This is a genomic window from Veillonella sp. VA137, assembly GCF_003992015.1.
GTDB lineage: Bacteria > Bacillota > Negativicutes > Veillonellales > Veillonellaceae > F0422.
The window spans coordinates 1-26,236 of the sequence record NZ_RQVK01000005.1; the positions used below are offsets into that span (position 1 = coordinate 1).

26 protein-coding genes are annotated in these 26,236 nt (G+C 37.2%); 13 read left to right on the forward strand and 13 right to left on the reverse strand.

What is annotated here, in order from left to right:
• Window positions 1-142: 142 nt before the first annotated feature.
• Entirely contained in the window at window positions 143-457 is a 315-nt protein-coding gene (locus EO116_RS03210) for a hypothetical protein (RefSeq protein WP_127160600.1), read from the reverse strand.
• Window positions 458-675: 218 nt separating this feature from the next.
• Between EO116_RS03210 and EO116_RS03215 the strand changes: the two genes are divergently transcribed.
• Both EO116_RS03215 and EO116_RS03220 read left to right on the forward strand, forming a co-directional pair.
• The gene (locus tag EO116_RS03215; RefSeq protein WP_127160601.1) at window positions 676-924 is read left to right on the forward strand and encodes a type II toxin-antitoxin system Phd/YefM family antitoxin; all 249 of its coding nucleotides are present in this window, start codon (window positions 676-678) and stop codon (window positions 922-924) included.
• Complete coding sequence (locus tag EO116_RS03220; RefSeq protein ID WP_127160602.1) at window positions 924-1,184, forward strand: Txe/YoeB family addiction module toxin; 261 nt, start codon at window positions 924-926, stop codon at window positions 1,182-1,184. The genes EO116_RS03215 and EO116_RS03220 overlap by 1 nt, the downstream gene beginning before the upstream one ends.
• 158 nt (window positions 1,185-1,342) lie before the next feature.
• Here the strand turns inward: EO116_RS03220 and EO116_RS03225 are convergent, their stop codons facing one another.
• From EO116_RS03225 to dnaA, 11 genes are all read right to left on the reverse strand, one after another.
• A complete protein-coding gene (locus tag EO116_RS03225) occupies window positions 1,343-2,698 on the reverse strand; it encodes a hemolysin family protein (RefSeq protein WP_255416972.1) in 1,356 nt (451 codons plus the stop codon).
• A gap of 37 nt (window positions 2,699-2,735) precedes the next feature.
• Window positions 2,736-3,053, reverse strand: a complete 318-nt coding sequence (locus EO116_RS03230; RefSeq protein WP_127160603.1) for a YbjQ family protein — start codon at window positions 3,051-3,053, stop codon at window positions 2,736-2,738.
• A 230-nt stretch (window positions 3,054-3,283) separates the two neighbouring features.
• Complete coding sequence (locus tag EO116_RS03235) at window positions 3,284-3,613, reverse strand: branched-chain amino acid transporter permease (RefSeq protein WP_127160604.1); 330 nt, start codon at window positions 3,611-3,613, stop codon at window positions 3,284-3,286.
• Entirely contained in the window at window positions 3,610-4,320 is a 711-nt protein-coding gene (locus tag EO116_RS03240; protein ID WP_127160605.1) for an AzlC family ABC transporter permease, read from the reverse strand. The genes EO116_RS03235 and EO116_RS03240 overlap by 4 nt, the downstream gene beginning before the upstream one ends.
• 225 nt (window positions 4,321-4,545) lie before the next feature.
• The gene (locus tag EO116_RS03245; RefSeq protein WP_127160606.1) at window positions 4,546-5,988 is read right to left on the reverse strand and encodes an amino acid permease; all 1,443 of its coding nucleotides are present in this window, start codon (window positions 5,986-5,988) and stop codon (window positions 4,546-4,548) included.
• Window positions 5,989-5,999: 11 nt separating this feature from the next.
• Window positions 6,000-7,901, reverse strand: coding sequence for a DNA topoisomerase (ATP-hydrolyzing) subunit B (gene gyrB, locus EO116_RS03250; protein ID WP_127160607.1), 1,902 nt, complete (start codon window positions 7,899-7,901; stop codon window positions 6,000-6,002).
• Between the two features lie 107 nt (window positions 7,902-8,008).
• Window positions 8,009-8,902 (reverse strand): DUF721 domain-containing protein, encoded by an 894-nt coding sequence (locus tag EO116_RS03255; protein ID WP_127160608.1) that lies wholly within the window; start codon window positions 8,900-8,902, stop codon window positions 8,009-8,011.
• Window positions 8,892-9,983, reverse strand: a complete 1,092-nt coding sequence (gene recF / locus EO116_RS03260; protein WP_127160609.1) for a DNA replication/repair protein RecF — start codon at window positions 9,981-9,983, stop codon at window positions 8,892-8,894. Before recF ends, EO116_RS03255 begins: the two co-directional genes overlap by 11 nt.
• 2 nt (window positions 9,984-9,985) lie before the next feature.
• A complete protein-coding gene (locus tag EO116_RS03265; protein ID WP_127160610.1) occupies window positions 9,986-10,210 on the reverse strand; it encodes an RNA-binding S4 domain-containing protein in 225 nt (74 codons plus the stop codon).
• A 16-nt stretch (window positions 10,211-10,226) separates the two neighbouring features.
• A complete protein-coding gene (gene dnaN, locus EO116_RS03270) occupies window positions 10,227-11,339 on the reverse strand; it encodes a DNA polymerase III subunit beta (RefSeq protein WP_127160611.1) in 1,113 nt (370 codons plus the stop codon).
• Between the two features lie 268 nt (window positions 11,340-11,607).
• On the reverse strand, window positions 11,608-13,257 hold the full coding sequence (gene dnaA / locus EO116_RS03275; protein ID WP_164726051.1) for a chromosomal replication initiator protein DnaA: 1,650 nt from the start codon (window positions 13,255-13,257) through the stop codon (window positions 11,608-11,610).
• 419 nt (window positions 13,258-13,676) lie between these two features.
• Between dnaA and rpmH the strand changes: the two genes are divergently transcribed.
• From rpmH to EO116_RS08710, 6 genes are all read left to right on the forward strand, one after another.
• Complete coding sequence (gene rpmH / locus EO116_RS03280; RefSeq protein WP_004692946.1) at window positions 13,677-13,811, forward strand: 50S ribosomal protein L34; 135 nt, start codon at window positions 13,677-13,679, stop codon at window positions 13,809-13,811.
• Between the two features lie 70 nt (window positions 13,812-13,881).
• Entirely contained in the window at window positions 13,882-14,235 is a 354-nt protein-coding gene (rnpA, locus tag EO116_RS03285; protein ID WP_009353996.1) for a ribonuclease P protein component, read from the forward strand.
• Window positions 14,235-14,462: a membrane protein insertion efficiency factor YidD gene (gene yidD, locus EO116_RS03290; RefSeq protein WP_127160613.1), complete on the forward strand. Its 228-nt coding sequence runs from the start codon at window positions 14,235-14,237 to the stop codon at window positions 14,460-14,462. The genes rnpA and yidD overlap by 1 nt, the downstream gene beginning before the upstream one ends.
• A gap of 109 nt (window positions 14,463-14,571) precedes the next feature.
• On the forward strand, window positions 14,572-15,213 hold the full coding sequence (locus EO116_RS03295) for a membrane protein insertase YidC (RefSeq protein WP_127160614.1): 642 nt from the start codon (window positions 14,572-14,574) through the stop codon (window positions 15,211-15,213).
• A 10-nt stretch (window positions 15,214-15,223) separates the two neighbouring features.
• Window positions 15,224-15,988, forward strand: a complete 765-nt coding sequence (gene jag / locus EO116_RS03300; protein ID WP_127160615.1) for an RNA-binding cell elongation regulator Jag/EloR — start codon at window positions 15,224-15,226, stop codon at window positions 15,986-15,988.
• 261 nt (window positions 15,989-16,249) lie between these two features.
• A complete protein-coding gene (locus tag EO116_RS08710; RefSeq protein WP_127160616.1) occupies window positions 16,250-17,143 on the forward strand; it encodes a DNA-binding protein in 894 nt (297 codons plus the stop codon).
• Window positions 17,144-17,194: 51 nt separating this feature from the next.
• Here EO116_RS08710 and EO116_RS03310 read toward each other — a convergent pair whose 3' ends face one another.
• Window positions 17,195-18,532, reverse strand: a complete 1,338-nt coding sequence (locus EO116_RS03310; protein WP_127160617.1) for an MFS transporter — start codon at window positions 18,530-18,532, stop codon at window positions 17,195-17,197.
• 311 nt (window positions 18,533-18,843) lie between these two features.
• On the opposite strand from EO116_RS03310, the gene EO116_RS03315 reads away from it, so the two are divergent.
• The 5 genes from EO116_RS03315 (at window position 18,844) to narI (ending at window position 25,885) form a co-directional block, all read left to right on the forward strand.
• Window positions 18,844-19,530, forward strand: coding sequence for a Crp/Fnr family transcriptional regulator (locus EO116_RS03315; protein ID WP_370447216.1), 687 nt, complete (start codon window positions 18,844-18,846; stop codon window positions 19,528-19,530).
• Between the two features lie 71 nt (window positions 19,531-19,601).
• Window positions 19,602-23,276, forward strand: coding sequence for a nitrate reductase subunit alpha (locus EO116_RS03320; protein ID WP_127160619.1), 3,675 nt, complete (start codon window positions 19,602-19,604; stop codon window positions 23,274-23,276).
• Complete coding sequence (gene narH, locus EO116_RS03325; protein WP_127160620.1) at window positions 23,266-24,693, forward strand: nitrate reductase subunit beta; 1,428 nt, start codon at window positions 23,266-23,268, stop codon at window positions 24,691-24,693. Before EO116_RS03320 ends, narH begins: the two co-directional genes overlap by 11 nt.
• Window positions 24,693-25,217: a nitrate reductase molybdenum cofactor assembly chaperone gene (gene narJ, locus EO116_RS03330; protein ID WP_126939905.1), complete on the forward strand. Its 525-nt coding sequence runs from the start codon at window positions 24,693-24,695 to the stop codon at window positions 25,215-25,217. Before narH ends, narJ begins: the two co-directional genes overlap by 1 nt.
• Window positions 25,214-25,885 (forward strand): respiratory nitrate reductase subunit gamma, encoded by a 672-nt coding sequence (gene narI, locus EO116_RS03335; RefSeq protein ID WP_127160621.1) that lies wholly within the window; start codon window positions 25,214-25,216, stop codon window positions 25,883-25,885. Before narJ ends, narI begins: the two co-directional genes overlap by 4 nt.
• The last annotated feature ends 351 nt before the right edge of the window (window positions 25,886-26,236 follow it).

Sequence of the window (26,236 nt, forward strand, 5' to 3'; positions counted from 1 at the left end):
AGAATAGCGCTAGCTATTTCCATAGCTAGCGCTAAAAGCTTTTACATGAGTAGCCCCCACATTTGACAAAGAGCCTTTTTAATTATACTATACATGCAAAATAATCCATGCTATTGCTGAAAAATCTATTCCATGATCTCACTTATTCAGCAAAATATAATTGACCATTCACTTCTACTGGAATGCCCCAGTCAACTTGTACGCCATTTTTGTTCCACATACGAGTTAATGCTAATTTTAAATACTCATAGGACTCCAACGGTTGCACTGTCAACTCATCATATGTATTCAATCCTGTAGCATGCATCACTGTTTGTTCTGTTTGCAAATAGGATTCTACTTTCTCTTTCCAAATTGCATCGTCTAATACCACTTGGCATTCTTTTGTTTCTTTGTTATACGCAATATGACCGCGCTCATTATCTCCATAATGAATTGCTAAATATACCCATTCCATGGTGTACCCTCTTTCATGACTAACATAAGTTATTATGTATATTATACTCATACCTTGATGTATTCTGTTCCTATTATATCGTATCTTTCCAAGTAGTGGCAATATAGATACTTCTAATTCTATTGCAGTTTACTCCAAATGATTACGATACTTTCAATATCTATACCATTGCTTTTTATCTTTACGTACATTATAATGTACATAAAGAGGTGATACACATGGCAATTATTAATATTACAAATTTTAGAAAAAATATTTTTGAGTATTTAACACAGACTATTAAATACAATGAACCACTCAGCATCAGCACTAAAGATGGTAATGCCGTCCTATTAAGCGAAGATGATTATTTATCCTTGTTAGAAACTTTATATTTAACATCCAAACCTAGTATGAAAGAAACTTTACTAGAAGGAAAAAACACTCCATTATCCGAATGTATTTCAGAAGAAGAGGTTTTTTGGTAATGTATACGTTAACTTATACAAAATCTGCTGTGAAAGATATACCTAAGTTAAAATCTGCAAAACTTGATACAAAAGCAAAAGCATTACTAGAGATTATTAAAGTAAATCCTTACCAAACACCGCCAAGGTATGAAAAATTGGTAGGCGATTTAGAGGGCTTATATTCACGTCGCATTAATATTCAACATCGACTTGTGTATGAGATCTTTGAGGAAGAAAAAGTTGTTAAAATAATTAGTTTATGGACACATTATGAATAGAATAAAACAGAGGAAAGTTGTATTATAGTATCAACTTTCCTCTGTTTTATTTATATTTTTTTATCCAATAATCATTCTATTCCATAGAATAAATCTCTAAAAATCATTACACATTAGGATTTGTAATCTATTTATAGATTCATCTAAAATACATAATTCTAGTCTGAACTACTCTCCAACCCTACTTTTCGTGTCACCATTACTTTATCCACCCGCGTATTATCCATATCCATGACTTCAAATTGCAATGGCCCATAGTGACAGCGATTGGCTTCTTTGGGAATACGACCGATTAAGTAGGTCACGAATCCCCCTAATGTTTTATATAGATCATCTTCTTCTCCTGGCAATAATTCGTCCACTTCGAAGTATTCTTTCAGTTCTTCAATGCTGATAAGACCATCTACAAGATACGTACCGTCTTCTCGTTGAACAATACGATTTTCTTCTTCTTTCTTTTCCTCTTCTCCAGATGGCATCAATCCCACGATTTCTTCCATAATGTCGTGGAACGTAATCATCCCACTCATGCCACCATATTCATCTAGTACAATGGCTTCATGAGTACCTTCTTCTCTGAAAGTAGATAATACTTTCATTAAGGACAAGGATTCTGGTACAAGCACTGGTTTACGCATGCAATAAGCTAGAATATCTTTCATCGGACGATGGCTTTCTTTCATCTGTTGTGCCAACACATCCACGGAAGACACTAATCCTTTCAACTCATCCAAAGAATCGTCACCTACTGGAATACGATGTTCATTACATTCCATAATGGTTTCTAGGATGTCCTCATCACTAGCGTTAATATCAATCCACGTCAACTGCGTACGAGGTGTCATAATATCGCTGGCATCGAGGTCAGCTAAGCGGAAAATATTTTCTACTAACACTGGCTCTTCTTCTTCATAAGCGCCTAGTTCCACACCTTGTACGAGCATTTTATTAATTTCCGATTCCGTCACCGGTGCTTCTTCCTTGTGTTTGACTCCTAATACTTTCAGTAGCATCGTCGTAGACATACTGAGAAGTGCCACAAATGGTTTTGTGATAGTGGCGAAGTATTTCATAGGGATGGCCATCATAATGGCGATAGATTCTGGCGAATTATAAGCCAACCGTTTCGGTACCAATTCTCCTATGACCAAGGATAAATAGGTTGTTAAGGATACGATAAAAATAGGGCTTATCGTATCCGCATAATCAGCTAGCCATAGTATATGTTCTTTAATATATGTCGCCATAGGATCGGAAAAGGTAGCTCCAGAATACAAACCAGTGACGATACTAATCAAAGTAATACCAATTTGTATGGTGGAAAACATTTCATTTGGATCTTCCGCTAGCTCAATGGCCATGCGAGCTCCACTACTACCAGCTTCTGCCTTTTCTTCTAATAACCCTTTACGAGCATTAATAATGGCTAATTCCGTCATGGAAAATAAACCATTTAAAATGATGAGTATGACTACAATTAAAATTTCTATACCTATACCTATGTCACTGCCCACTGATTCTATCTCTCCTTATCGATTCCTAATTAATATACTAAATAACAACCGCTGTTCCTGTGCATGTTACCATGAGCATACCATTCGTTTCGCCCAATGTTTCATAACTTACAGATACGCCTACAATAGCATTGGCTCCCATAGCTTTTGCACGTTTTTCCATTTCTTTTAAAGACGCTTCACGAGCGCTAGCTAAAGATGATTCATAACTATTGCTACGACCCCCTACAACATCTCGAATAGAAGAGAAAAAGTCTTTCACAAAGTTACGACCTTCTACAACTTCTCCAAATACGATTCCTTTATATTCTTTAATTGGTTGTCCTTCAATTTGCATTGTTGTTGTAATAATCATGATATCTCCTTTATATTCAAACTGAATCTAATTCAAATTTCATTACTCGTATTATATCATATTTAGAATAATTCCTTCTATACAAGTAAAACAACAGAGCTAGCTAAAAAGGCTTTCACAGACCCTTTCTATTTGCTTACTATAGTGATGATACCTTACTCATATAGTCATACTGCCAAAGTATTGTCACGATTCCACCTCATGATATCTCTAATAACACATGGATACTATTAAATAAATACCTGTTGCACTAAAACCATGTACAATATCGTTCCGCCCCCAATGGATAGAAACATATTGCCCTTCCACAAATGGAGTAATACCGTCACAGCTACGGCGATCATGTCCGGCATTCCATGATACACACCAGATAAGTCCACATGTCGTAAAGAAAATACAACCAGCAAACTCATCGTCGCCGATGGCAATACTTTACCTAAATACTGCACATAAGCAGGTGTTTTCGTTTTCGAGTTAAATATGATAAATGGTAAAAATCGTGTTGCCATGGTGCCTAGTACAACAATGGCAATGGTTATAATTTGTTCTGTAAAAGTCATTGCTCTACCTCCATTGTGTTACGTAACAGACTTAGCATCACCACGATACCAATCATAGCGGGAATCATAAAGTGTTCACTGCCAAATACTAATAAAGCAATACAAGGAATCACTAATCCTATACCAGAGCTAATCAAATTTTGTTGCATTTTATATTGCTCCAAAGCCAATACAATAAAGAGTGCAGTCAGTACAAATTCTAATCCTTTCGCATTAAAAGATAATATAGATGCAAAAAGATTACCTATGACAGAACCGATAACCCAATATAACTGATTCAATAGAGTTACAAAAAAATAACACCATTTCTTGGAAATTTCAGCAGGAATTTGTGATGTATAGTTAATAGAAAAACTTTCATCTGTCATTCCAAATATCAAATACGATTTTAACCACCCTGTATTACGATACACTGTTAGCATGGATAATCCATAAAATATATGACGCCCATTGACCATAAGTGTAATCAAGAAAGCACTTACTGGATCAAAGGGAGATAGTAACATAGCCACTGTCACAAATTCCATAGATCCTGCATAAATGAGAGCACTCAATGCCAATGTATAGCCCCAGGAAAATCCCATAGAATGCATATAAATGCCATAGGATAGTCCTAAAAATAAAAATCCCAATAATAACGGTGTTATTTTAAGAAAACCATATCGAAAGGCAGACCATATTGTATTTGTTGTTCTTTTTGTTTCCATGTATATTCCCCTTTCTCTCACCATATGTCACTAGACTCTTAATTGTCACTTTTACTATACTATCATATTATCAAATTCTAGAATACTCATATATTCATAAAATATATAAGAACTCAACAAAAAATTATCTTATAACCTACTTCCTATAGTATCCTATCTTACTTATAAATTTACTTAGCAACAGCAAAACAGCCTACGGGAATTTCTTCCCATAGGCTGTTTCTATTAGTCCTCAAAATCGCGAGATAAGTCAACTTCTTTTAGAGGAACTACTTTTGTTTTATATTTTGCTTTATACCATAAGTACACAGCGAAGAATACTGGAAGACCAATATAAGCAACGGATACTCCGTACCAGTCAATACTTTCACCCATGAAGGCTGTATAGTTTTGACCAGCAATGATAATCAAGCATAATGCCAAGGCAAATAATGGACCAAATGGGAACCAAGATGCTTTATAAGGCAATTTAGATACATCATGACCTTGTGCCACATAAGCACGTCGGAAACGATAGTGTGCCAAAGCAATACCCACCCATGTGATGAATCCACTCATACCACTGATATTAATCAACCAAGTGTAAGCTTGACCTTCCCCAATTAAGGATGTTAAGAAAGCAAACAAACCAAAGGCTGCTGTTGCTAACAATGCCGGAATTGGCACACCACGTTGGTTAATAGAGCTAAATAATTTTGGTGCATCTCCTGATTTAGATAATGCGTATAACATACGTGTGGAGGAGAATAAACCAGAGTTACCAGCGGACAATACAGCGATCAACAAGATAGCATTGATGAAATGCGCCGCCCAGTCAAATCCAAAACGGTCAAATACTAATGTAAATGGACTGATGGACACATTTTCCACAGAACTGTTCAATAAATTTGGATCATTGTAAGGGATTAAGAAACCGATGACTGTGAAAGAACCAATATAGAACAGTAAAATACGCCAGAAAATAGAGTTAATGGCTTTTGGAATATTTTTTTCTGGATCCTCAGACTCACCAGCAGCAGTACCGATTAATTCTACCCCTTGGAAAGAGAAACCAGCAATCATAAAGATAGCTAAGATAGAGGAGAATCCCCCTACAAATGGAGCCTCTTCAATAGTCCAGTTATGGAATCCTGGAGATTCAGTACCAACCCCAAGAATCAATAAAGATCCTAATAATAAGAATACAATAACAGTAATAACCTTGATGCTAGAGAATAGATATTCACTTTCACCAAAAGAACGAGCTGATAAATAATTCAACACGAATAGAATCAGCAGAAATAATGCAGACCAAACAATAGCTGGCACATCAGGGAACCAGTATTTCATGATGAACGCACTAGCTACGAGTTCCGCTGCTAATGTAATAGCCCAGTTAAACCAAAAGTTCCAACCTAAGGCAAAGCCCAAAGCTTTATCTACATAGCGAGAGGCATGAGTACCAAAAGAACCAGATACTGGTAAATACGTAGTCATTTCCCCTAAACTAGTCATCAAGAAATATACCATGATACCGATGAAGCTATACGCAATTAACGCGCCACCAGGACCTGCTGTACTCACTACTTCACCACCGGCTACGAATAAACCTGTACCAATAGCACCGCCCAAGGCAATCATATTCATGTGCCGGGATTTCAAACTTCTTTTTAATTTGTTATTTTCCATGGGATTTCTCCTTATAAGTCAAGATTTCGTACATATTCTGCATTATCTTCGATAAATTTTCGACGAGGCTCTACCTTATCCCCCATCAAAACGCTAAATATCTTGTCTGCTGCAATACTGTCTTCCATGCTGACTTGTAGGATGGTTCTATGTTCAGGATTCATCGTTGTATCCCATAATTGTTCTGCATTCATTTCACCAAGACCTTTATATCGTTGGATCGTAATGCCTTCACGGCCAATTTCATCCAATCTATCTGAAAGTTCTTGGTCACTGTAGGCATACCACTGTTTTTGACCTTTTTTAATTTGGTACAACGGTGGTTGTGCAATAAATACATGACCTTCTTCAATCAATGGTCGCATATATCGATAAAAGAATGTCAATAATAAAGTACGAATGTGTGCGCCGTCCACGTCCGCATCTGTCATGATGATAATTTTATTATAACGACTCTTCGTAATATCAAAGTCTTGTCCGATACCTGTACCAAAAGCAGTAATCATAGAACGAATTTCTGCATTGGCTAAGATTTTATCGAGACGAGCTTTTTCTACATTTAGAATTTTACCGCGCAATGGTAAAATCGCTTGATAACGGCGATCACGGCCTTGTTTCGCGGTACCACCCGCAGAATCACCTTCGACAAGGTAAATTTCTGTCATAGTTGTATCTTTTTCAGAACAATCTGCTAACTTACCAGGTAAGGAGCTCACTTCTAAGGCATTTTTACGGCGTGTCAATTCACGAGCTTTACGGGCTGCTTCACGAGCACGACTCGCATTGGTTGCTTTTTCGATGATTTTCTTCGCTTCTGCTGGATGCTCCTCTAAGAAGACACGCAATCCATCAGACACGATAGTATCTGTAATCCCTTTGACTTCGCTATTACCTAATTTACCTTTTGTTTGGCCTTCAAATTGTGGTTCTAATACTTTTACGCTAACCACAGCTGTCAAGCCTTCACGCACGTCTTCCCCAGTCAAGTTGCTTTCATTTTCTTTCAAAATGCCAGCCTTGCGACCATAATCGTTTAAGGTACGTGTTAAGGCTGTACGAAAACCGCTCAAGTGCGTACCACCATCGATAGTATTGATATTGTTAACGAAGGACAAAATCGTTTCGCTATAACTATCGTTATATTGTAATGCCACATCTACTACCACATCGTCACGAGTATTATCGATGGAAATAACACTTGGTGTGATAGCTTCCTTAGCTTCATTTAAATACTCAATGAATTGTACTAAGCCACCTTCGTAGTGGAAACTTTCACTGCGACCTTCCCCACGTTTATCGGACAAGGTAATGCGCAAACCTTTATTCAAGAACGCCAATTCTTGTAATCGAGTTTTTAATACATCAAATTCAAAAATGGTAGTTTCAAAAATTTGTGCATCTGGTTTGAATCGTACTGTCGTACCTGTGCGATCCGTCGTACCGATTTCTTTCAAATCAGACGTTTTATTACCACGTTCAAAGGAAATTTCTTGAATTTTTCCATGTTGGTATACATCGACGATAGTCCACTCACTTAAAGCATTTACTACGGAAATACCTACCCCATGAAGACCACCGGACACTTTGTATCCACCACCGCCAAATTTACCACCTGCGTGAAGTTTGGATAATACTAGTTCTACCGCAGGCATACCTGTTTCATGCATCCCTGTTGGAATCCCACGACCATCGTCGATAACTTCAATACTATTATCTTCGCAAATGGTCACTTCAATATGCGTCGCATACCCCGCTAGGGCCTCATCCACACTATTATCTACAACTTCATACACCAAGTGATGTAATCCACGGGCAGATGTGCTACCAATATACATACCAGGTCGCATACGAACAGCTTCTAAGCCTTCGAGGACCTGTATATTACCGGCATCATAATTTGTTTGTTCTGCCATCTGACATCCTCCTACTATTTATATAATGACTCCCATACTGGTCACCACATTCTATATAATACATTCTATTATACAATACTTTACTATCTCTGTGAAAGTATCAGCCTTTATTTCACTTGCATTTTATCTGCTTCGTTCCAACGATACTTATTAGTAATATTCACAACTTGTTCATAAGACAATTCATCTTGCGATTTTGATGTAATTAACATAGTAGCCCAATACATATCATTCGCATCCGTAGATCCTTGGAACAAGCGAGTTAAATAATAATAAATACTTTCTTCTTTTGCCACTTCATACCATTCATAGGTGCACCAGGGAGCAATTGCTTTCATTTGGTCATACTTATAATGAGGATAATCCTTCAATAAACCTTTTACCGTACGAATGATATGTCTATACTTTTTATATTCACACTGAGGGCATACCTTCGCAGAACCTTCCGATTGCCAACGACCACAGGTAGGACATTGATGAAAATGCTCTTGCTGCAGTACAAATTCTTTTTTCGCTTGCTCCATACGTGTTTGTAATACCTTTTGTCGGAGTTCCTCATGGCGGATTATACGAACAGACTCTTCTATACTTTGCACAATCTCAGAGGGCAACACAATTTGATGAAAGTTTATAGTTTCCTCATAAACAGGTGTCATATCTAAGGCATCCCCTGATACAAGCTGGTCTTGTAAAGCACGTCGTGGGAGTTGTACTTTGATATCTGTAATAATGGATTCTCCATAATACTCACGCAATGCTTCCAGTAACTGTGGTTTGCGCATAGTCATCTCTTGCATCCATACAGTATGACCAATTTCAACTACGATAACAGGTGGCTTTATGTACACTAATTTTGCTTGTCCACTCACCATAGGTCCTACGACAGATTCCCAATCCTGATAGAGTTTCATAAGTCGATACATTTCATAAATACCTAGTTCTTGTAACATAGCATCACGAAGATCCATTACTCCTGTAAGGGATTCTAACTTACTCTCCATGTGGTATTTCCTCCGTCAAATCTATATACTGCACCTTATCTAAGTCCATTGTATCTGTTGTATCAGTAGTCGTAATGATTGTCTGTACACGTTTATGAATGAATTTGATTAAATTAGAACGACGTTCTTGATCTAATTCACTGAGTACATCATCTAATAGTAAAATAGGATATTCTCCTACTTCTGATTTAATATATTCTAATTCACTTAACTTAACTGATAAAATTGCTGTTCGTTGTTGTCCTTGTGATCCAAATCGTTTTAAATCCATAGAACCTGAATAAAAAACTATATCATCACGATGAGGTCCCACTGATGTTTGTAATCGTCGCCGATCCTCTGATAAATTTTCTTGTAAAGCCTGTAATAAAGCATCTTTTGTTACTAATAGTTGTTTCTCACTATAAGGTTGAGTATATTGCAATCGTAAATCTTCTTTACCATTGGTTAGTTTTCGATTCATTAAATCCATTAATTGATTTAATTTTTTTAAACTTTCCAATCGTTTTTGAATAATTTGTGAGCCTAACGTAGCAATTTGTTCATCCCAATCTTGCACCGGTACCTTGCTAGTATGACTATATTCTTTGAGTATCCGATTTCTCTGTTGTACAGCTCGCTGATACATCGTAAGCTGGTGATAATATTGAGGACTCGTCTGACTAATTTCCATGTTCAAAAAACGACGCCGTAAAGAAGGTGTACCTTTGATTAAATCTAAATCTTCTGGAGAAAAAATGACTGTATTCAAAGTGCCTACCAATTCTTTTTGTGATAGAGGATTATCATGCAAACGAATAACTTTTTTTCCTTGACGCCCCCATTTAATCTGCAACGTATGAGGCGTATCAGCTTTCATAAAGTGAACGATTATACTAGCCTTATCCTCATTCCAAGAAATGACATCTTTCATATCCGATGTACGATGACTATGCCCCATCGTGGCAATATACGCAGATTCTAAGATATTTGTTTTACCTTTTCCATTAGGACCATGGATAACAATGATTTCTGGTGTGAAAGTAATAGTTCTATGACGATGATTGCGAACATGTATCAGTTCCAATTCAGTCACATACACAATTAAGCCTCCTTCACCACAGTGATGGTGACTTCATTAGCAATAGTTACCACATCATTAGGATAGATTTTTTTACGTTTTTCTGTAACTACTACATCATTTAAAGTGATTTTATTTTCTTCTAATAACACTTTAACTTGACCACCTGTTGATAATACATTGGCATATTTTAACAGTTGATCTAATTGAATATACTCTGTATGAATGGATACAGTTTCTTGATTCATAATTTCCTCTTTTCTCTTAATTATGTGTATGAACTGGTGTTACCACATAGGTATAATGGTCATTATTATCTTGACGAATCACCATAGCCCCTTGTTCTTGTAAATACATATGGATTCTTTCACCTGTGCTATGTTTCAATAATTCATCGATATATTTACCATTAAAATTAATAGTGAAAGGATTGCCTTCAAAAGTACATAAAACAATATCTTTTACCATACCAATATCAGCACTTTGAGAACTTAATGTAACTTGATTTTCTTCCCAATCATAACGAATAGCAGAATAACTCATATCTTTTGCCATAAAATAAACACGATCTAAGGAGCTAGCAAATTCACGGCGATTTAAAATCGCACTAGCATCGAATTTTGCAGGAATAACACGTTTATAATCAGGGTATGTACCTTCAATTAATCTTGAAATAATATATACACTATCAAATATAATAGCTACTTGATTTCTATTCCAAATTAATTTAACCATAACAGGTTGATCCGATGGTAATACTCTGGACACTTCTTCTACAGTACGTTTTGGAATGACAATACGCATTGGATTTTCAAGAGCTGTATCTAAGGTTACTTTTTTTACAGCCATACGATGTGTATCAGTACCGACCATAGTTAATTCATTACCTTCAATTTCTACTAAAGTACCACAAAAAATAGGACGATCTGTATCTGTTGATGTAGCATATACAGTTAAGTCTATTAATTGTTTTAGCTGTTCTCCGTCAATCATAATACTATTATCATCTTGGATTTGTTCCACCAAGGAAAAATCTTCTACTTGCATGGTGACTAATTTGAATTCAGAATGATCGGATTTAATTTGTAATTGATTAGAATTGTCTGGTTTATATAATTCTACTTGTTCACCTGGTAATTTTTTTAGAATTTCTTGAAAGTATTTAGAACCTACTACAATCGTACCTGGCTCAAGAATGGTAGCATCTACTTGGGATCTCATGCCAATTTCAAAGTCATTGGCTTGTAATTCTACGTAATTATCTTTTGTAGAAATGTAGATAGATCCTGGTAAGTTAGAGCTTGTTTTATTACTTGCTACACGTTGGAATAGTGACATGGCTTTCACTAATTCAGTTTTGTTAAATTGAAGTTTCATCATTAACTCCTTATGACTAATATAACTATGTTAAAGTGTTTTTGTTTAAAGTAGTAGCCGTAGTAGTAGGCCGCGTGTACAAGTGGATAGGTGTATAAAGTCCTTGTATTTCAATGTTTTACATATGTTTACAACAATGGGAATAGAAATTGATAACTGTCCACATAGTAACAGATGCGAAATTCCCTTGTGTGTAAGTCGATCTTTGTTAACAGCCTAAACACAAAGTGTACACAGGTTACGCACATACTTATCCACAGTTTGGTGATTATTTAGATTCTTCTAATTCTTCCCGGATACGTTCAATGGTATATCGCAAATCTTGATCCTTTTCCATTTCTCTGGAAATTTTTTCATACGCATGCAATGCGGTGGTATGGTCTTTTTTACCAAAAGCAAAGGAAATTTGAGGGTAACTTTCATTAATTAATTCACGAGCTAAATACATAGCAATTTGGCGTGGATGGGCATATTGCTTATTTCGTTTTTGGCTGATTAAATGTTCTAGCTTGATTTTGAAATAATTTGCTACAAATTCTTGAATGTATTTGATGGATAATACAATTTTTTCTGTATGGATGATAAAGTCTTTGATGGCTTTATTGGTAAATTCTACATCAATCGTTTCTAATCGATTGGTGATTGCTGCTTGTGTAATCAATGTTTCAAAAGCACCTTTTAATTCACGAATATTTCGCTTATTAAAGTATTGTGCAAATAGATGGACAACTTCTTTTGGAACATATAAGGTTGGGTATTCACTGCGACGATGATCGATTTCCTCATGGATGATGGCTTCAATCATCTCAGGATTTGGTGCTTCAATTTCTACAGTAAGACCACTGTTGAATCGTGTGATTAATCGTTCTTCCATTTCCTTGTAATCCTTTGGTGGCTTATCACTGGATAGAATAACGGCTTTATTGTGACTCAATAAATGGTTAAAGGTATTAAAAAACTCTTCCTGTGTAGTTTTCTTATTTTTTTCTTCTAAGAATTGTACATCGTCAATGATGAGTACATCGATATCTCGGAAATTACGACGGAATTGATCTGGTGTTTTTGTCCGTAGCGATTCAATGAAACTATTCATAAAATCTTCACTAGTAATGGACATAATTTTAGCAGATGGATTATTGACTAAAATTTCATTGCCAATAGCATGCATTAAATGGGTTTTACCAAGACCAGATTGACCGTGAATATACAGAGGATTGTAACGAAGTCCTGGATTTTCTGCCACTGCTTTCGCAGCGCTAAATGCAACGCGGTTAGAATTAGATTCAATGTAATTATCAAAGGTGAAAGCACGATTTAAATGAGATTTCGAAGAACTTCTCATATCCCGTTGTACAGGCGGTGCTGGTGGTATAGGAGAGGTTGTTTTGGAAGTAAATAAATCAGTAGGTACTGGTTTTTGAATACCTTGTGAAGGAGAAGTATTTCTTTGAATGATGACAGGAGAATCATAACTAGGACGGCTTACTCCTTCTGGTAATACTTCGTCATACTCTTCTGCATCCCAAGGGGGAGGAATGATAGGAGATGGAGAACTTTCCATTGTTGTATCTTCAATAGAAGGCATATCGATAGGCGGCATCGGAGGAATATCCGAAGGAGATGTGTGTATTGTCTCCAATGAAGATGTATCTGCCGTAGCAGTATCCGTTAGATAGTCAATAATTTGTAAGGTAGGAAGTAAACTTTTTGCTGCCTCTACGATTTGGTTATGGACCAATGGAGTTTGAATATATTTTAACTTGCTAGGATCCATAACAAATAAAGTTAGAATGGTAGATGTCATAGAATAGGGCATTAAGGAGTTAACGACCAAGGAGTCCCACATTTGCTGGGGCATTTTTGTTTTTGTTTTTTGCATCACTTGGTCCCATAGGGAGTAGAGATCTAAGTCACTCATAATAAACCTTCCTGTATGTGTATAAGAATTATTTGTCCACATCATAATATATGTGGATAACTAAAAATTAGACAAAGAAAAAGAGTTCATAAACAAGATAATAGCTAGAATTATTACTATCCACAATAATGTGAATAAGTCAGTGGATAACATGTGAAAAATAAAAATACTTGTTTATAACCCTTTGTTGGTGTATATCATTATTATACCAAAAACTTTTTTGCTTTACTATGCATTCTAAGGGTTTCATTTTTACTTTTTCTATACTTCTTCCCAAAATCTTTTCTTTTATATTACATATCGTTTATATATATGCTATTAAAAACAAGGTTTATATTGACAGAATTAGGGTTTATACATATAATTACTATGTTATGGTATACGAAAAAATAAACCTATCATGAGGAGGTGTTGTTGTAATGAAACGTACTTACCAACCAAATACACTTTGGAGAAAACGTACTCATGGTTTCCGTGAACGTATGAAAACCATCGGTGGCCGTCTAGTGTTAAAACGTCGACGCGCTAAAGGCAGAAAACGCTTATCTGCATAATCAAATATACAGCAAGAGAACTTGGCGACTTAGCCAAGTTTTTCTGTATGTACGGTATTAAAGGATAACTATGAATAGTTTAACAAAAGATAGAAGAATACGGAAAAACAATGAATATCAATTAGTGTATAAACACGGTCGCTATGAAGTGGGACGTCTTTGTGTGGTCTATCATATGCCGGTGGCAAAACAAAAAAGTAAAATTGGTTTCGTCACAGGTAAAAAGGTAGGTGGCGCGGTACAGCGCAACAGAGCACGACGTTTGATGAAAGAAGTGTATCGTCTGCATCAACATGAATTGCGTGAAGGTCATCATATTGTAGTCGTAGGTCGAGGTTATTTAGCCAATGCTACGTATGAGCAAGCAGAACGTGAAATGATGCGTCTATTCAAAAAATGTAAATTATTAAAGGATAGAAACTAATGGGTATTAGTAAACTTGTAAATTACTTGTTAATTGGATTAGTTCAGTTCTATCGATATGCTCTATCTCCTTTAAAGCCAAGTACTTGTCGTTTTTATCCCACCTGTTCGATGTACATGTTGCAAGCATTGCGACGGTATGGACCTTTAAAAGGTAGCTATTTAGGCATGAAACGGATTTTGAAATGCCATCCTTTTCACAAAGGTGGATATGATCCGTTGCCATAGCACAGTTTTGGAAATACCTGAGTACCTGTATGGATGAAATATAGACCATACCATAACGTATATGGGTACACAAAAGTTCATAATACAGAGAACAAGAAAAGGAGTAGGCATGGAAATCTTTCAATATTTAGTAGATTTTATGAGAAGCCTTGTGGAATATTCGTTTTTAGCAACAAAATCGATGGGCTTCCCAAGCTATGGTATTGCCATTATTTTGCTTACCATTGTTATTAAACTTATATTAGCACCGTTGACACAAAAACAAGTGCAGTCTATGAAAGGTATGGCTGAATTACAACCTAAAATGAAAGCCATCCAAGACAAATATAAGGACAATCCACAAAAAGCACAGCAAGAAATTATGAAAATGTACAAAGACTTGGGCATCAATCCATTAGCTGGTTGTTTACCACTTCTTGTGCAAATGCCATTCTTGATTGCTATTTTCTATGCATTGCAAGGATATCCATATGATCCTCAATATGCGCAATTCTTATGGTTACCAAATTTGAGTGATCCAGATCCAATCTATGTATTACCAGTGTTATCTGCCTTGTCTACTTATATCATGAGTAAACAAACATCTGCTAGCGGTGGTAATAATCAACAAGCAAAGATTATGAACATTTTCATGCCATTATTCATTGGCTATATCAGTTTAAACTTTGCTAGTGGATTGGTAATTTACTGGGTAGTTTCAAATCTATTCCAATTAGCACAACAAACATTAATTTATCGTAATAACAAATAGGAGGCTAGGCATGGATTACATTGAAGTGTCAGCAAAAACGATTGAAGAGGCAACTTCACAAGCAACAGCCCAAATTGAATCTCAAGGTCGTGTTGTTACGTCTGTGAAAGTGTTAGAAGAGCCATCAAAAGGTTTTTTAGGCTTTGGCAAAAAAGATGCTCTTGTTCGCGTATACTTTGAAGAAGGAACAGCAGAACATATTGCTGTTGCAGAAAAAGTAGTACCAGTTGTGGAAATTATTACAGAAACAACAGTAGACACTGTGGAAACAGTGGAAACTGAAATTCCTGTGGTAGTCGAAGATGGTATTACTAAAGCGGAACAAGATTTCATTGCCGATACAGGTAAAGAATTTTTATTAGGCATGTTTGGAAAGATGGGTTTATCTGTACAGATTGAAAAATTGACTACTAAAGATAAAATCACATTCCAAGTACATGGGGAAGACTTAGGTATTTTAATTGGTAAACATGGTCAAACATTAGATGCCATCCAATACTTAACAAACCTTGTGGCTAATAAAGAAGTTCGCCGTCGTTGCCAAATTGTTGTGGACGTGGAAAATTATCGTTCCCGTCGTGAAGAAACTTTGATTCAATTGGCGCATCGCTTAGGTGCTAAAGTGCGACGTACACGTCAAAAAATTGCTTTAGAACCAATGAATGCTTTTGAACGAAAAATTATTCATTTAGCATTGCAAAACGAAAAAAATATCAAAACAGATAGCGAAGGACAAGAACCATATCGTCATATTGTAATTTATTATAAACGATAGACTTCTACTATATACAATCAAATCTTATATAAGTGTATATACTATTTGTAGAGATGAAAAAGGATGATTTGTGCATATAGCAATAGATCATCAATAACTATGAAAAGGAGCAGCCTGGGCTGCTCCTTTTTGCGATTATTTTGATTTTTATAATATTATAAATTTATATGTCTATTATTCCGAATATATTAAAATATTATTCCGTAATTACTCATATTGTTCCGATAAAGTGATATAATAGAATATATAGGAGGGATATATATGTTTATAACGGTTAAAGAAGCAGCAGAAAAATGGGGATTATCTGATAGACGAGTCCGAGTTTTATGTATAGAAGGGAAGATACCAGGAGCTTATCGTGAAGGGAAAGCTTGGAAAATACCTGCTACAGCTATAAAACCATTAGATGGAAGATACTCTAGTTCACAGTCTTTAATTCCTATATTAGAGGAAAAGTTAGAACTATTGAAACATAGAAGACCTTTAACTGAAGGCGAATTAGAGAGATTACATGAGGAATTTCTAACTGAGTTTACATATAATTCAAATGCGATTGAAGGGAATACATTAACATTACGTGAGACCGATATGGTTTTGCGAGGTCTTACAATTGGAAAAAAATCATTAAAAGAACATTTAGAGGTAATTGGTCATAGAGATGCATTTGAGTATGTAAAACAATTAGTGAATGATCAAGTAGAACTTTCAGAAAGTGTTATCAAAGATATCCATTATTTGGTATTATCAGATAAAAAAGATGATAGAGGAATCTATAGAAAAGTTCCTGTTAGAATTATGGGAGCCGCTCATGAACCAGTACAACCATACTTAATTCGACCTAAAATGGAGCAATTATTAGATCAATATATACATAGTGAAGAAGATATTGTTACTAAGTTAGCGCGTTTTCACATTGAATTTGAAAGTATACATCCCTTTATTGATGGAAATGGAAGAACAGGAAGATTACTTATCAACTTAGAATTAATGAAAGCAGGATATCCACCCATTGATATTAAATTTACAGATCGTTTGGCATATTATGAAGCATTTGATGAATATCATGTGAAAGGTAATTTATCAGCTATGGCTGATATGTTTGCTAAGTATATGCAACAAAGGCTAGATTTATATCTTTCAATACTAGAAGATTAGAAGCACACAAAAAAGCACGGCGTAAACCGTGCTCTTTTTTATAAGATTCAATTATACATTCATGTTAGCTGCTTTACGAACATAGAACCAGTAACATACAAATACTGTTACGATGTTGAAAGCAAGTAATACTGCAAATGCTGGGTGGATACTTCCAAATGTTGTGTACACATAGCCAAAGATTTTTGGTGTAATGAAGGCACCGTACGCAGCAACTGCCCCTACGAAACCAGCAATTAAGGAAGATTGTAATCCATCTGTGAAAATGTGAGGAATCATACGGAATGTAGAACCTGTTACTAAACCGCATGATACGAACATCAATACAGTCATGCCAAAGAAAAAGTCGAAGTTATGCATATCTACGCCTACCGCGATTAATACAGTAGTGATACATAAACCAATCAATCCGACGAAAGTAATTTTTGTACCGCTGTTAATTTTATCAGCTAGCCAACCACCTACTGGACGAAGGCTGGCAGATACTAGTGGTCCTACGAATGCGATGTGAGCAAATGGAATTTCAGGGAATTCTTTATTTACTAGAAGACCAAGTGCGGCTGCATATCCGGAGAAGGCACCGAAGGCACATGTATATAACAATGTCATAGCCCATGTGTGTTTGTTGCTAAAAATTTGAGCCAGCGCTTTAGGATTTGGTTTTGCCATTGGCAAGTTATCCATGTAACGAGTCATGCAAGCTAAGATAATAATCAATGGAACAATCCACATGAAAGCTGCATTGGCTAAGTATACAGCGTTACCTTTAATCATAGCAGGTGTGACACCGAAGATATTACCTAATGTAGCAGAACCCATTGCGAATGGAGCTAAGAAATAGATAACGGAAATACCAAGGTTACCGATACCACCATTGATACCAAGAGCGGTCCCTTTTTCAGCTTTAGGGAAGAAGTTACCGATGTTCGCCATGGAGGAGGAGAAGTTACCGCCGGCTAAGCCGATCAAAGCTGTTAAAATCATAAATGTTTCATAGGTTGTTGATGTATCTTGTACAGCATACCCTAACCATACTACAGGTACTAATAAGATGATTGTAGAAATGAAAGTCCAGTTTCTACCACCTATTAAAGCTGGCATGTAAGTATAGATAAAACGGAATGTAGCACCTACTAAACCTGGGAAGGCAGCCAGTGTAAATAACTGTTCTGTTGTGAAATGGAATCCAGCTCCATTTAATTGTGCTGCGATGGTTGACCATAAATACCATACGCAAAATGATAACGTTAATGCAATGGTAGAAACTACCAAGTTTTGTTTAGCAATTTTTTTGCCAAACTTTTCCCAAAATTCGGGATTTTCTGGTTGCCAGTTCGCAATAATTTCTTTGCGGCTTGCACCGGCTTGAGGCATTTTCATCTCTGACATGAGAACACTCCTTTAATCCTTTAAACGTACAACTTTGTGATATACATATGATATCACAGCAACTAAAAGGCACAAGGTATATAATTTTTTTTAATTATGTGATACTATCATAATTAAATGTGCCTAAAATCACACACTTATTATATAAGATATAATATAATGTGAATGTGATAAAAAGCACAACTTATATAATTATTAATAAGTTATAATAGTAATGTACGCAAAAATTAAAATGTATGTGACGGATTGATATGATGAAAGCAGTACAACTTCATAAGTATCAATGTTACTGAAAGATGTATGGTGACAGTATGGAACAGGAGTTAATCAATCAATTGCTAGCATTGCCGGGTGAAGTAGTTCATCTGAAAAAAGGAGAATTTTTATTTCACGAAGGTGATAAAGCAGAATACTTTTATATCGTTCAGAGAGGGCGCCTTAGTATTAAGAAATTTGAATCCACTGGACATATTTTTGCACTACGATTAGTAGGGAAAAATAATGTACTTGGAGAAGTTCCTTTATATGAGACGAATACGAGATCGTATGTATTTAATGCCATAGCAAGGGAAGATTGCTCGGTGTATTGTATACGTTACGATATACTTGAGCCTGCTATTGCTAAGGATCATTCCTTAGCCATTGCGATGATGAAGATTTATACGCTTCATATGCGTCGACAACAAGCTAAGTATAGAGACTTATTATTATATGGTAAGAAAGGTGCATTTTATTCTACATTATTGCGTTTAGCTAATAGTTATGGTATTAAGAGGGATGACGGTATTTATATCGACATTGCTTTAAGCAACCAAGAATTAGCTGAATTTACTGCCACATCACGGGAAGGTTTAAACCGCATGCTAAGTGAGTTACGAAAGTTAGGCTATGTAGCCTATGATAAACACCATCTGGTAATCTGTGACTTTGATGCATTAATCGGGCTATTAGATTTAGACATCGAAACCATCGATCCTAATATTAGTAACATCGAATAATTGAGGTTATCCCCCCTTGCTGTGAGCACTACGAAGGCAAGGGTTTTTTGTATTTTTAAGGAGGACATGAGATGAGTCTTTTATCTCAAAAATTTAAGTTTCTTCGCAAGAAGGACGTATCTCCAACAGGCCATCAAATCACAGAAGAAGGTGGTCGTGAATGGGAAAATTTTTATCGTGACCGTTGGTCCTACGATAAAGTAGTCCGCACCACACATGGCGTAAACTGTACTGGTTCTTGTAGCTGGAACATTTACGTAAAAAATGGTGTTGTTGCGTGGGAAAATCAAGCAACTGATTATCCTAAAACACCAGATGATATGCCGGATTACGAACCACGTGGATGCCCTCGTGGATCTACATTCTCTTGGTATTTATATAGCCCACTACGCGTAAAATATCCATATGTACGTGGTGAATTGATCGAGCTTTGGAGAGAAGCGAAGAAAACTGCTAAAAATCCTATCGAAGCATGGAAATCTATTGTAGAAGATCCTGAAAAAGCAAAACGTTATAAATCTGCTCGTGGTATGGGTGGCTTTGTACGTTCTACTTGGGATGAATCTACAGAAATCGTAGCAGCTTCCTTATTATATACAGCAAAAACATATGGTCCAGACCGCAACGCGGGATTCTCTGTAATTCCAGCTATGTCCATGTTGTCCTATGCAGGTGGTGCGCGTTTCTTGAACCTTATGGGTGGTACTCCACTTTCCTTCTATGACTGGTATGCTGATTTGCCGCCATCAAGCCCACAAGTTTGGGGTGAACAAACTGATACACCAGAATCTGGTGACTGGTACAATGCAGGTTACATCATTACATGGGGTTCCAATGTACCATTGACTCGTACACCGGATGCTCACTTCTTGGCAGAAGTACGTTATAAAGGTACAAAAGTAGTCTCTGTATCTCCTGACTATGCAGAATCTACTACATTCTCCGACACTTGGTTGAATGTAAAAGCAGGTACAGATGCAGCGATGGCAATGGCAATGGGTCATGTCATTCTGAAAGAATACTATGTAGATAAAGAAACTCCATATTTCAAAGAATATGCGAAAGAATTCACTGACTTACCATTCTTAGTACGTGTAGAAGAAATCAATGGTGCTATCCAAGCGGGTCGTTTCTTGAATAATCAAGATTTAGGCAGCACAGAAGATGGCGCTGATTTCCACACTGTCGTTATCGATGAAATTACGAATACAGTAGTGGCACCAAATGGTACATTAGGTGATCGTCATACAAATCCTAAAAAATGGAATTTACGTCTTGAAAACCGTGCAACAGGTGAGACAATCTCCCCTCGTTTATCTGTCATCGATCAACGTGATTCCGTTGCATTAGTAAAATTACCTTATTTCGGCGATGAAGCTCATGAAGGTATTATTGAACGTGCTATCCCAGTTATGACAGTACAAACTAAAGAAGGTCCTGTACAAGTAACAACAGTTTACGACTTAATTCTTGCTAACTACGGTATCGATCGTGGTTTAGGCGGTGAAGTGGCTACTAGCTATGAAGAAGATACTCCTTACACTCCAGCATGGCAAGAAAAAATCACTGGCGTAAAAGCAGATGTAGTGATTCGTACAGCTCGTGAATTTGCAGACAACGCAGAAAAAACAAAAGGTCGTTCTATGATCATCATGGGTGCTGGTATCAACCACTGGTATCATGCAGACGTAATTTATCGTACGATCCTTAACTTAATCATGTTCTGTGGTACAGAAGGCGTTAACGGCGGTGGCTGGGCTCACTATGTAGGACAAGAAAAATTACGTCCAGTAGAAGGTTGGGCTGGTATTATGACAGCAAACGACTGGAGTAAAGCACCTCGTTTACAAAATGGTACATCTTGGTTCTACTTTGCTACAGAACAATATCGTTCTGACTGCATCGACTTGGCAGACCGTGTATCTAAATTAGCCACACCTCGTTACAGACACCCTGGTGACTATAACGTATTGGCAGCACGTTTAGGCTGGTTGCCGTCTTATCCTACTTTTAACCGTAACTATCAAGATTTGATCAATGATGCTCGTGCTACAGGCGCAGGTACTGAGGCAGAAATTAACCAATACATCGTACAAGCTTTGAAAAATAAAGAATTGAAATTCTGTGTAGAAGATCCTTCTGCAAAAGAAAACCATCCTCGCAACTTGTTCGTATGGCGTTCTAACTTGATTGGTTCCTCCTCTAAAGGTCATGAGTATTTCTTGAAATATTTATTGGGCACTAAAAATGGTGTCATTGAAGATGAAGATGCACCAGTACGTCCAGAAGAAATCAACTGGCGTGAAGCTCCAGAAACAGGTAAATTAGACCTATTAATCGACATTGATTTCCGTATGGCATCTACTGCGTTATACTCCGATATCGTATTCCCTGCAGCGACATGGTACGAAAAACAAGACTTATCTTCCACAGATATGCATCCATACGTGCACGTATTCCAAGCGGCTGTAGATTGCGCATGGGACACTAAATCTGACTGGGATACATTCCGTACGTTAGCAGAAACAGTATCTCGCGTAGCAAAAGAATCTGGTTTCACTGAATATGAAGATATCGTAGCACAACCATTGGGTCATGATAGCCCAGGTGAAGTGGCTCAACCATTGGGTAAAGTATTAGACTGGAGCAAAGGTGAATGTGAACCTATTCCAGGTAAAACTATGCCAAATCTTGTACACGTAAAACGTGACTACAGTAAAATCTTTGAAAAATTCATCGGCTTAGGTCCTAATATTGAAAATAAAGTGGGCGCTCATGGTTTATCATGGGATGTATCTGATGCTTACCAATCCTTATATGAACAAAATGGTACCATCAACCAACCAGGTTTTGTATCTCATGGTCGTCCAAGCATCTATGAAGCGCGTGAAGCTTGTAATGTTGTGTTAACATTGTCCTCTTGTACGAATGGTAAATTGGCAGTTCGTTCCTGGCAGGCAATGGAAGAAAAAACAGGCTTAACAGATCTTCAAAAGAATGCAAAAGGTCGTGAAGAAGAACGTATTACCTTTGAAGATATGGTTCGTCAACCACGCTTTATTATTCCATCTGTAACAAGTACAGGTAAAAATAATAAAGACCGTCGTTATTCTCCATTTACAACATCTACTGAGGATAAAGTTCCATTCCGTACCATCACTGGTCGTCAATCCTTCTATTGTGATCATGAAATGATGCGTGACTATGGTGAGGCTATGGCTCTTTATAAACCAGTCTTGTCCTACGCACCAGTGAAAGGTGATTATGCACAAGAGGGCGTTCCTCAAATCACATTGAAATACTTAACACCACATAATAAATGGTCTACTCATAGTATGTACTTCGATAGCCAACAATTGTTAACATTGTTCCGTGGTGGACAAACAATTTGGTTGAATGAAGATGATGCGAAAGAAATCAATGTCCAAGATAATGATTGGGTAGAAGCTTTCAATAAAAACGGTATCGTCGCAGCCCGCGCTGTAGTATCCCCACGTATCCCTCGTGGTATTTCCTACATGCACCATGCCCAAGACCGTCACATCAACGTACCAGCTGCGCAAATTAAAAAACAACGCGGTGGTACACACAATGCACCAACTCACATTCATTTGAAACCGACACATATGATTGGTGGTTATGGTCAATTAAGTTATGGATTCAATTATTATGGCCCAACTGGCAACCAACGGGATATGACTATTGTGGCTCGTAAAATGAAGGAGGTAGATTGGCTTGAAGATTAAGGCTCAAGTATCTATGGTCCTAAATTTAGACAAGTGTCTAGGATGTCACACATGTTCTGTCACTTGTAAAAATACATGGACAAACCGCGAAGGTGCGGAATATATGTACTTTAATAACGTAGAAACTCGCCCAGGTGTTGGTTATCCACGTCATTGGGAAGACCAAGAGAAATGGAAAGGCGGCTGGACTGTTGGTAGCGATGGAAAATTAGCATTAGCTACAGGTTCTAAAACAAATCGTCTGATGAAATTGTTCTATCATCCAGAACAGCCTGAGTTGAAAGATTACTTTGAACCATGGACATATGATTATGAAACATTGATCCATTCTGGTCGCAAAAATAACCAACCAGTAGCACGTCCACGCTCTTTAGTAACTAAAGAACGCATGGAAATCAAATGGGGTCCTAACTGGGATGACGATTTGGCTGGTGGTGAGCACGCTCGCTCTGATGTTAACTTAGCTAAAATGGGCGAAGATATCGTGTTTGACTATGAAAAAGTATTCATGCGCTACTTACCTCGTCTATGCAATCACTGCTTGAATCCAGCATGTGTGGCAGCGTGCCCATCTGGTGCGATTTACAAACGTGATGAAGACGGTGTAGTTCTTGTGTCTCAAGACGTATGTCGTGGCTGGCGCCATTGCGTACCATCTTGTCCATACAAAAAAATCTTCTACAACTGGGAAACAAATAAAGCTGAAAAATGCGTATTCTGTTACCCACGTTTGGAAAATGGTTTACCTCAAATTTGTGCGGAAACTTGCGTAGGTAGAATGCGTTATGTAGGCGTTGTCTTCTATGATATGGATAAAGTAAAAGCAGCAGCGGCTACAAAAGATGATGCGAATATCTATGAAAATACAGTAGACTTGATTTTAGACCCTCATGATCCAGAAGTAGTGAAAGCGGCTCGTGCTGAAGGTATTGGTGAAGCTTGGATTAAAGCAGCGCAAAAATCTCCAGTCTACAAATTAATCAAGGAATGGAAAGTGGGCTTACCATTGCATCCAGAATATCGTACATTACCAATGGTTTGGTATGTACCACCATTGAGCCCAATCGTACAACGTATTACATCTGAAGTATACTTACCAGATGCAAATGAAATGCGCGTGCCTGTGCAATATCTTGCAAATCTATTTACAGCAGGTAATGCAGATGCCTTAGCTCGTGTATTACAACGTGTATTAGATATGCGTGAATATATGCGTCGTCGTGATGTAGGCGGTGAAGCTCCTGAGCATCCAATCGATTTAACAGAAGATCAAATGTATGAAATGTACAAATTATTAGCCTTGTCTAAATACAATGATCGTTTCGTGATTCCTACAGATATCAAAGCGTCTCGTGAAGGTCGTGCAGATATGCAACATAAACGTGGTTTTGCCTGTCCTACAGGGGGATGCCAATAATGAATGATGCTCAGAAAATAGCGCTTATTGCGTCATTTCTGCTTCGTTATCCTGATGCCACTTGGTACGATGAATTACAAGAATGGAAGGGGGACGCAACATCTGTTGCGCACCCTCAACTCCGTCAAGCCTTGATAGAATTCTTCGACTATGTGGAAGAAACACCTCGTAAAGAGTTTGAAGATCAATATGTGCGTACTTTTGATTTCAGTCAAAATACAAATATGTATTTATCTACTTATGAATTACAAGGTACAGGGGAACAAGCAGAAGAACTTGTGAAATACAAAGCATTTTTCCTTGAAAATGGCTATGACTTACCAAAAGAAATGCCAGACTTTGTCCCAGCTATTCTTGAATTATGTGCGCTTATCGAAGAAGAAAAAGCAAAAGAAATTTATGAATACTGTAAACCAAAATTAGAATATATTCGGGAGCGCTTCATTGAAGCAAAACTGCCGTATGCATTCTTATTTGATATTATTTTATCTGTTGCAAATGGATTGGAGGACGGTGTACTATGAGTTTATTTCTATGGGGCGCCCTGCCTTATATCGCTTTCACCTTCTTTGTCGTAGGGACTCTTGTTCGCTTCTTTTACTTTGAAAGAAACTGGACTACTAAATCAAGTCAATTTTTAGAAAAGAAACAATTGCGTATTGCTAACCCATTGTTCCACTTTGGTTTGCTTTGCGTTATCGGTGGTCACGTGGTAGGTGTATTAATTCCTAAAACTTGGACTGCTATGATGGGTGTAGATGACCATATGTATCATGCTGGTGCCTTGTATATGGGTGCTGTAGCTGGCTTCCTATTTATCGTAGGATTCTTGATGCTTATGAAACGTCGTTTCACAACACCTGAATTACGTGCTAATACATCTAAAATGGATGTATGGTTATATGTATTCTTTACACTAGCTATCTTCAGTGGTATGGCTGGTACCTTATTGAATGCATCTGGATTCTTCGACTATCGTGTGTCTATTGGACCTTGGTTCCGTAGTGTATTGATGGCTATGCCAGACCCATCCTTAATGGAAAACGTTCCTGGTATCTTTAAGTTCCATATGCTATCCTGGATGATTGTGGCTATCGTATTCCCATTCAGCCGTTTAGTACATTGTTTAAGCGTACCATTTAATTACTTAGCACGACCATTTATCGTGTATAGAAAAAGAGACCGTCGCTAGTTTTCTCTATGAAAGTCTGTGGCGTTCCTGTCTAACATAATAAAAATAAAGACCGCAATACACCCCCTCAGAAACGGCATTTCATGATGTTTCTTCGGAGGTATATTGCGGTCTTTTGGTGTTTGTGTGATTTAGGTAGAAAGGGAACGCCACAAGGCTTTCTACGATAAAGGGGCGCTCCTTAGAGTTGTCTCTTGTTATGTTATGTAGCCTGTGGATTTCGTAACTGAATAGGGTAAAAGAACGCCCGTAACACACCCCTTCTCAAACTATACAGTGGTAATAATTACATAAATTTATAAACCCCGTAACTATGCGTGTTTACGGGGTTTTCTCACTTTTGATTTGCTC

Coding starts and splice junctions, on each gene's coding strand:
- EO116_RS03210 (WP_127160600.1), bottom strand. CDS start 457: ATGGAATGGGTATATTTAGCAATTCATTATGGAGATAATGAGCGCGGT.
- EO116_RS03215 (WP_127160601.1), top strand. CDS start 676: ATGGCAATTATTAATATTACAAATTTTAGAAAAAATATTTTTGAGTAT.
- EO116_RS03220 (WP_127160602.1), top strand. CDS start 924: ATGTATACGTTAACTTATACAAAATCTGCTGTGAAAGATATACCTAAG.
- EO116_RS03230 (WP_127160603.1), bottom strand. CDS start 3,053: ATGATTATTACAACAACAATGCAAATTGAAGGACAACCAATTAAAGAA.
- EO116_RS03235 (WP_127160604.1), bottom strand. CDS start 3,613: ATGACTTTTACAGAACAAATTATAACCATTGCCATTGTTGTACTAGGC.
- EO116_RS03240 (WP_127160605.1), bottom strand. CDS start 4,320: ATGGAAACAAAAAGAACAACAAATACAATATGGTCTGCCTTTCGATAT.
- EO116_RS03245 (WP_127160606.1), bottom strand. CDS start 5,988: ATGGAAAATAACAAATTAAAAAGAAGTTTGAAATCCCGGCACATGAAT.
- gyrB (WP_127160607.1), bottom strand. CDS start 7,901: ATGGCAGAACAAACAAATTATGATGCCGGTAATATACAGGTCCTCGAA.
- EO116_RS03255 (WP_127160608.1), bottom strand. CDS start 8,902: ATGGAGAGTAAGTTAGAATCCCTTACAGGAGTAATGGATCTTCGTGAT.
- EO116_RS03265 (WP_127160610.1), bottom strand. CDS start 10,210: ATGAATCAAGAAACTGTATCCATTCATACAGAGTATATTCAATTAGAT.
- dnaN (WP_127160611.1), bottom strand. CDS start 11,339: ATGAAACTTCAATTTAACAAAACTGAATTAGTGAAAGCCATGTCACTA.
- dnaA (WP_164726051.1), bottom strand. CDS start 13,257: ATGAGTGACTTAGATCTCTACTCCCTATGGGACCAAGTGATGCAAAAA.
- rpmH (WP_004692946.1), top strand. CDS start 13,677: ATGAAACGTACTTACCAACCAAATACACTTTGGAGAAAACGTACTCAT.
- rnpA (WP_009353996.1), top strand. CDS start 13,882: ATGAATAGTTTAACAAAAGATAGAAGAATACGGAAAAACAATGAATAT.
- yidD (WP_127160613.1), top strand. CDS start 14,235: ATGGGTATTAGTAAACTTGTAAATTACTTGTTAATTGGATTAGTTCAG.
- EO116_RS03295 (WP_127160614.1), top strand. CDS start 14,572: ATGGAAATCTTTCAATATTTAGTAGATTTTATGAGAAGCCTTGTGGAA.
- jag (WP_127160615.1), top strand. CDS start 15,224: ATGGATTACATTGAAGTGTCAGCAAAAACGATTGAAGAGGCAACTTCA.
- EO116_RS08710 (WP_127160616.1), top strand. CDS start 16,250: ATGTTTATAACGGTTAAAGAAGCAGCAGAAAAATGGGGATTATCTGAT.
- EO116_RS03310 (WP_127160617.1), bottom strand. CDS start 18,532: ATGTCAGAGATGAAAATGCCTCAAGCCGGTGCAAGCCGCAAAGAAATT.
- EO116_RS03315 (WP_370447216.1), top strand. CDS start 18,844: ATGGAACAGGAGTTAATCAATCAATTGCTAGCATTGCCGGGTGAAGTA.
- EO116_RS03320 (WP_127160619.1), top strand. CDS start 19,602: ATGAGTCTTTTATCTCAAAAATTTAAGTTTCTTCGCAAGAAGGACGTA.
- narJ (WP_126939905.1), top strand. CDS start 24,693: ATGAATGATGCTCAGAAAATAGCGCTTATTGCGTCATTTCTGCTTCGT.
- narI (WP_127160621.1), top strand. CDS start 25,214: ATGAGTTTATTTCTATGGGGCGCCCTGCCTTATATCGCTTTCACCTTC.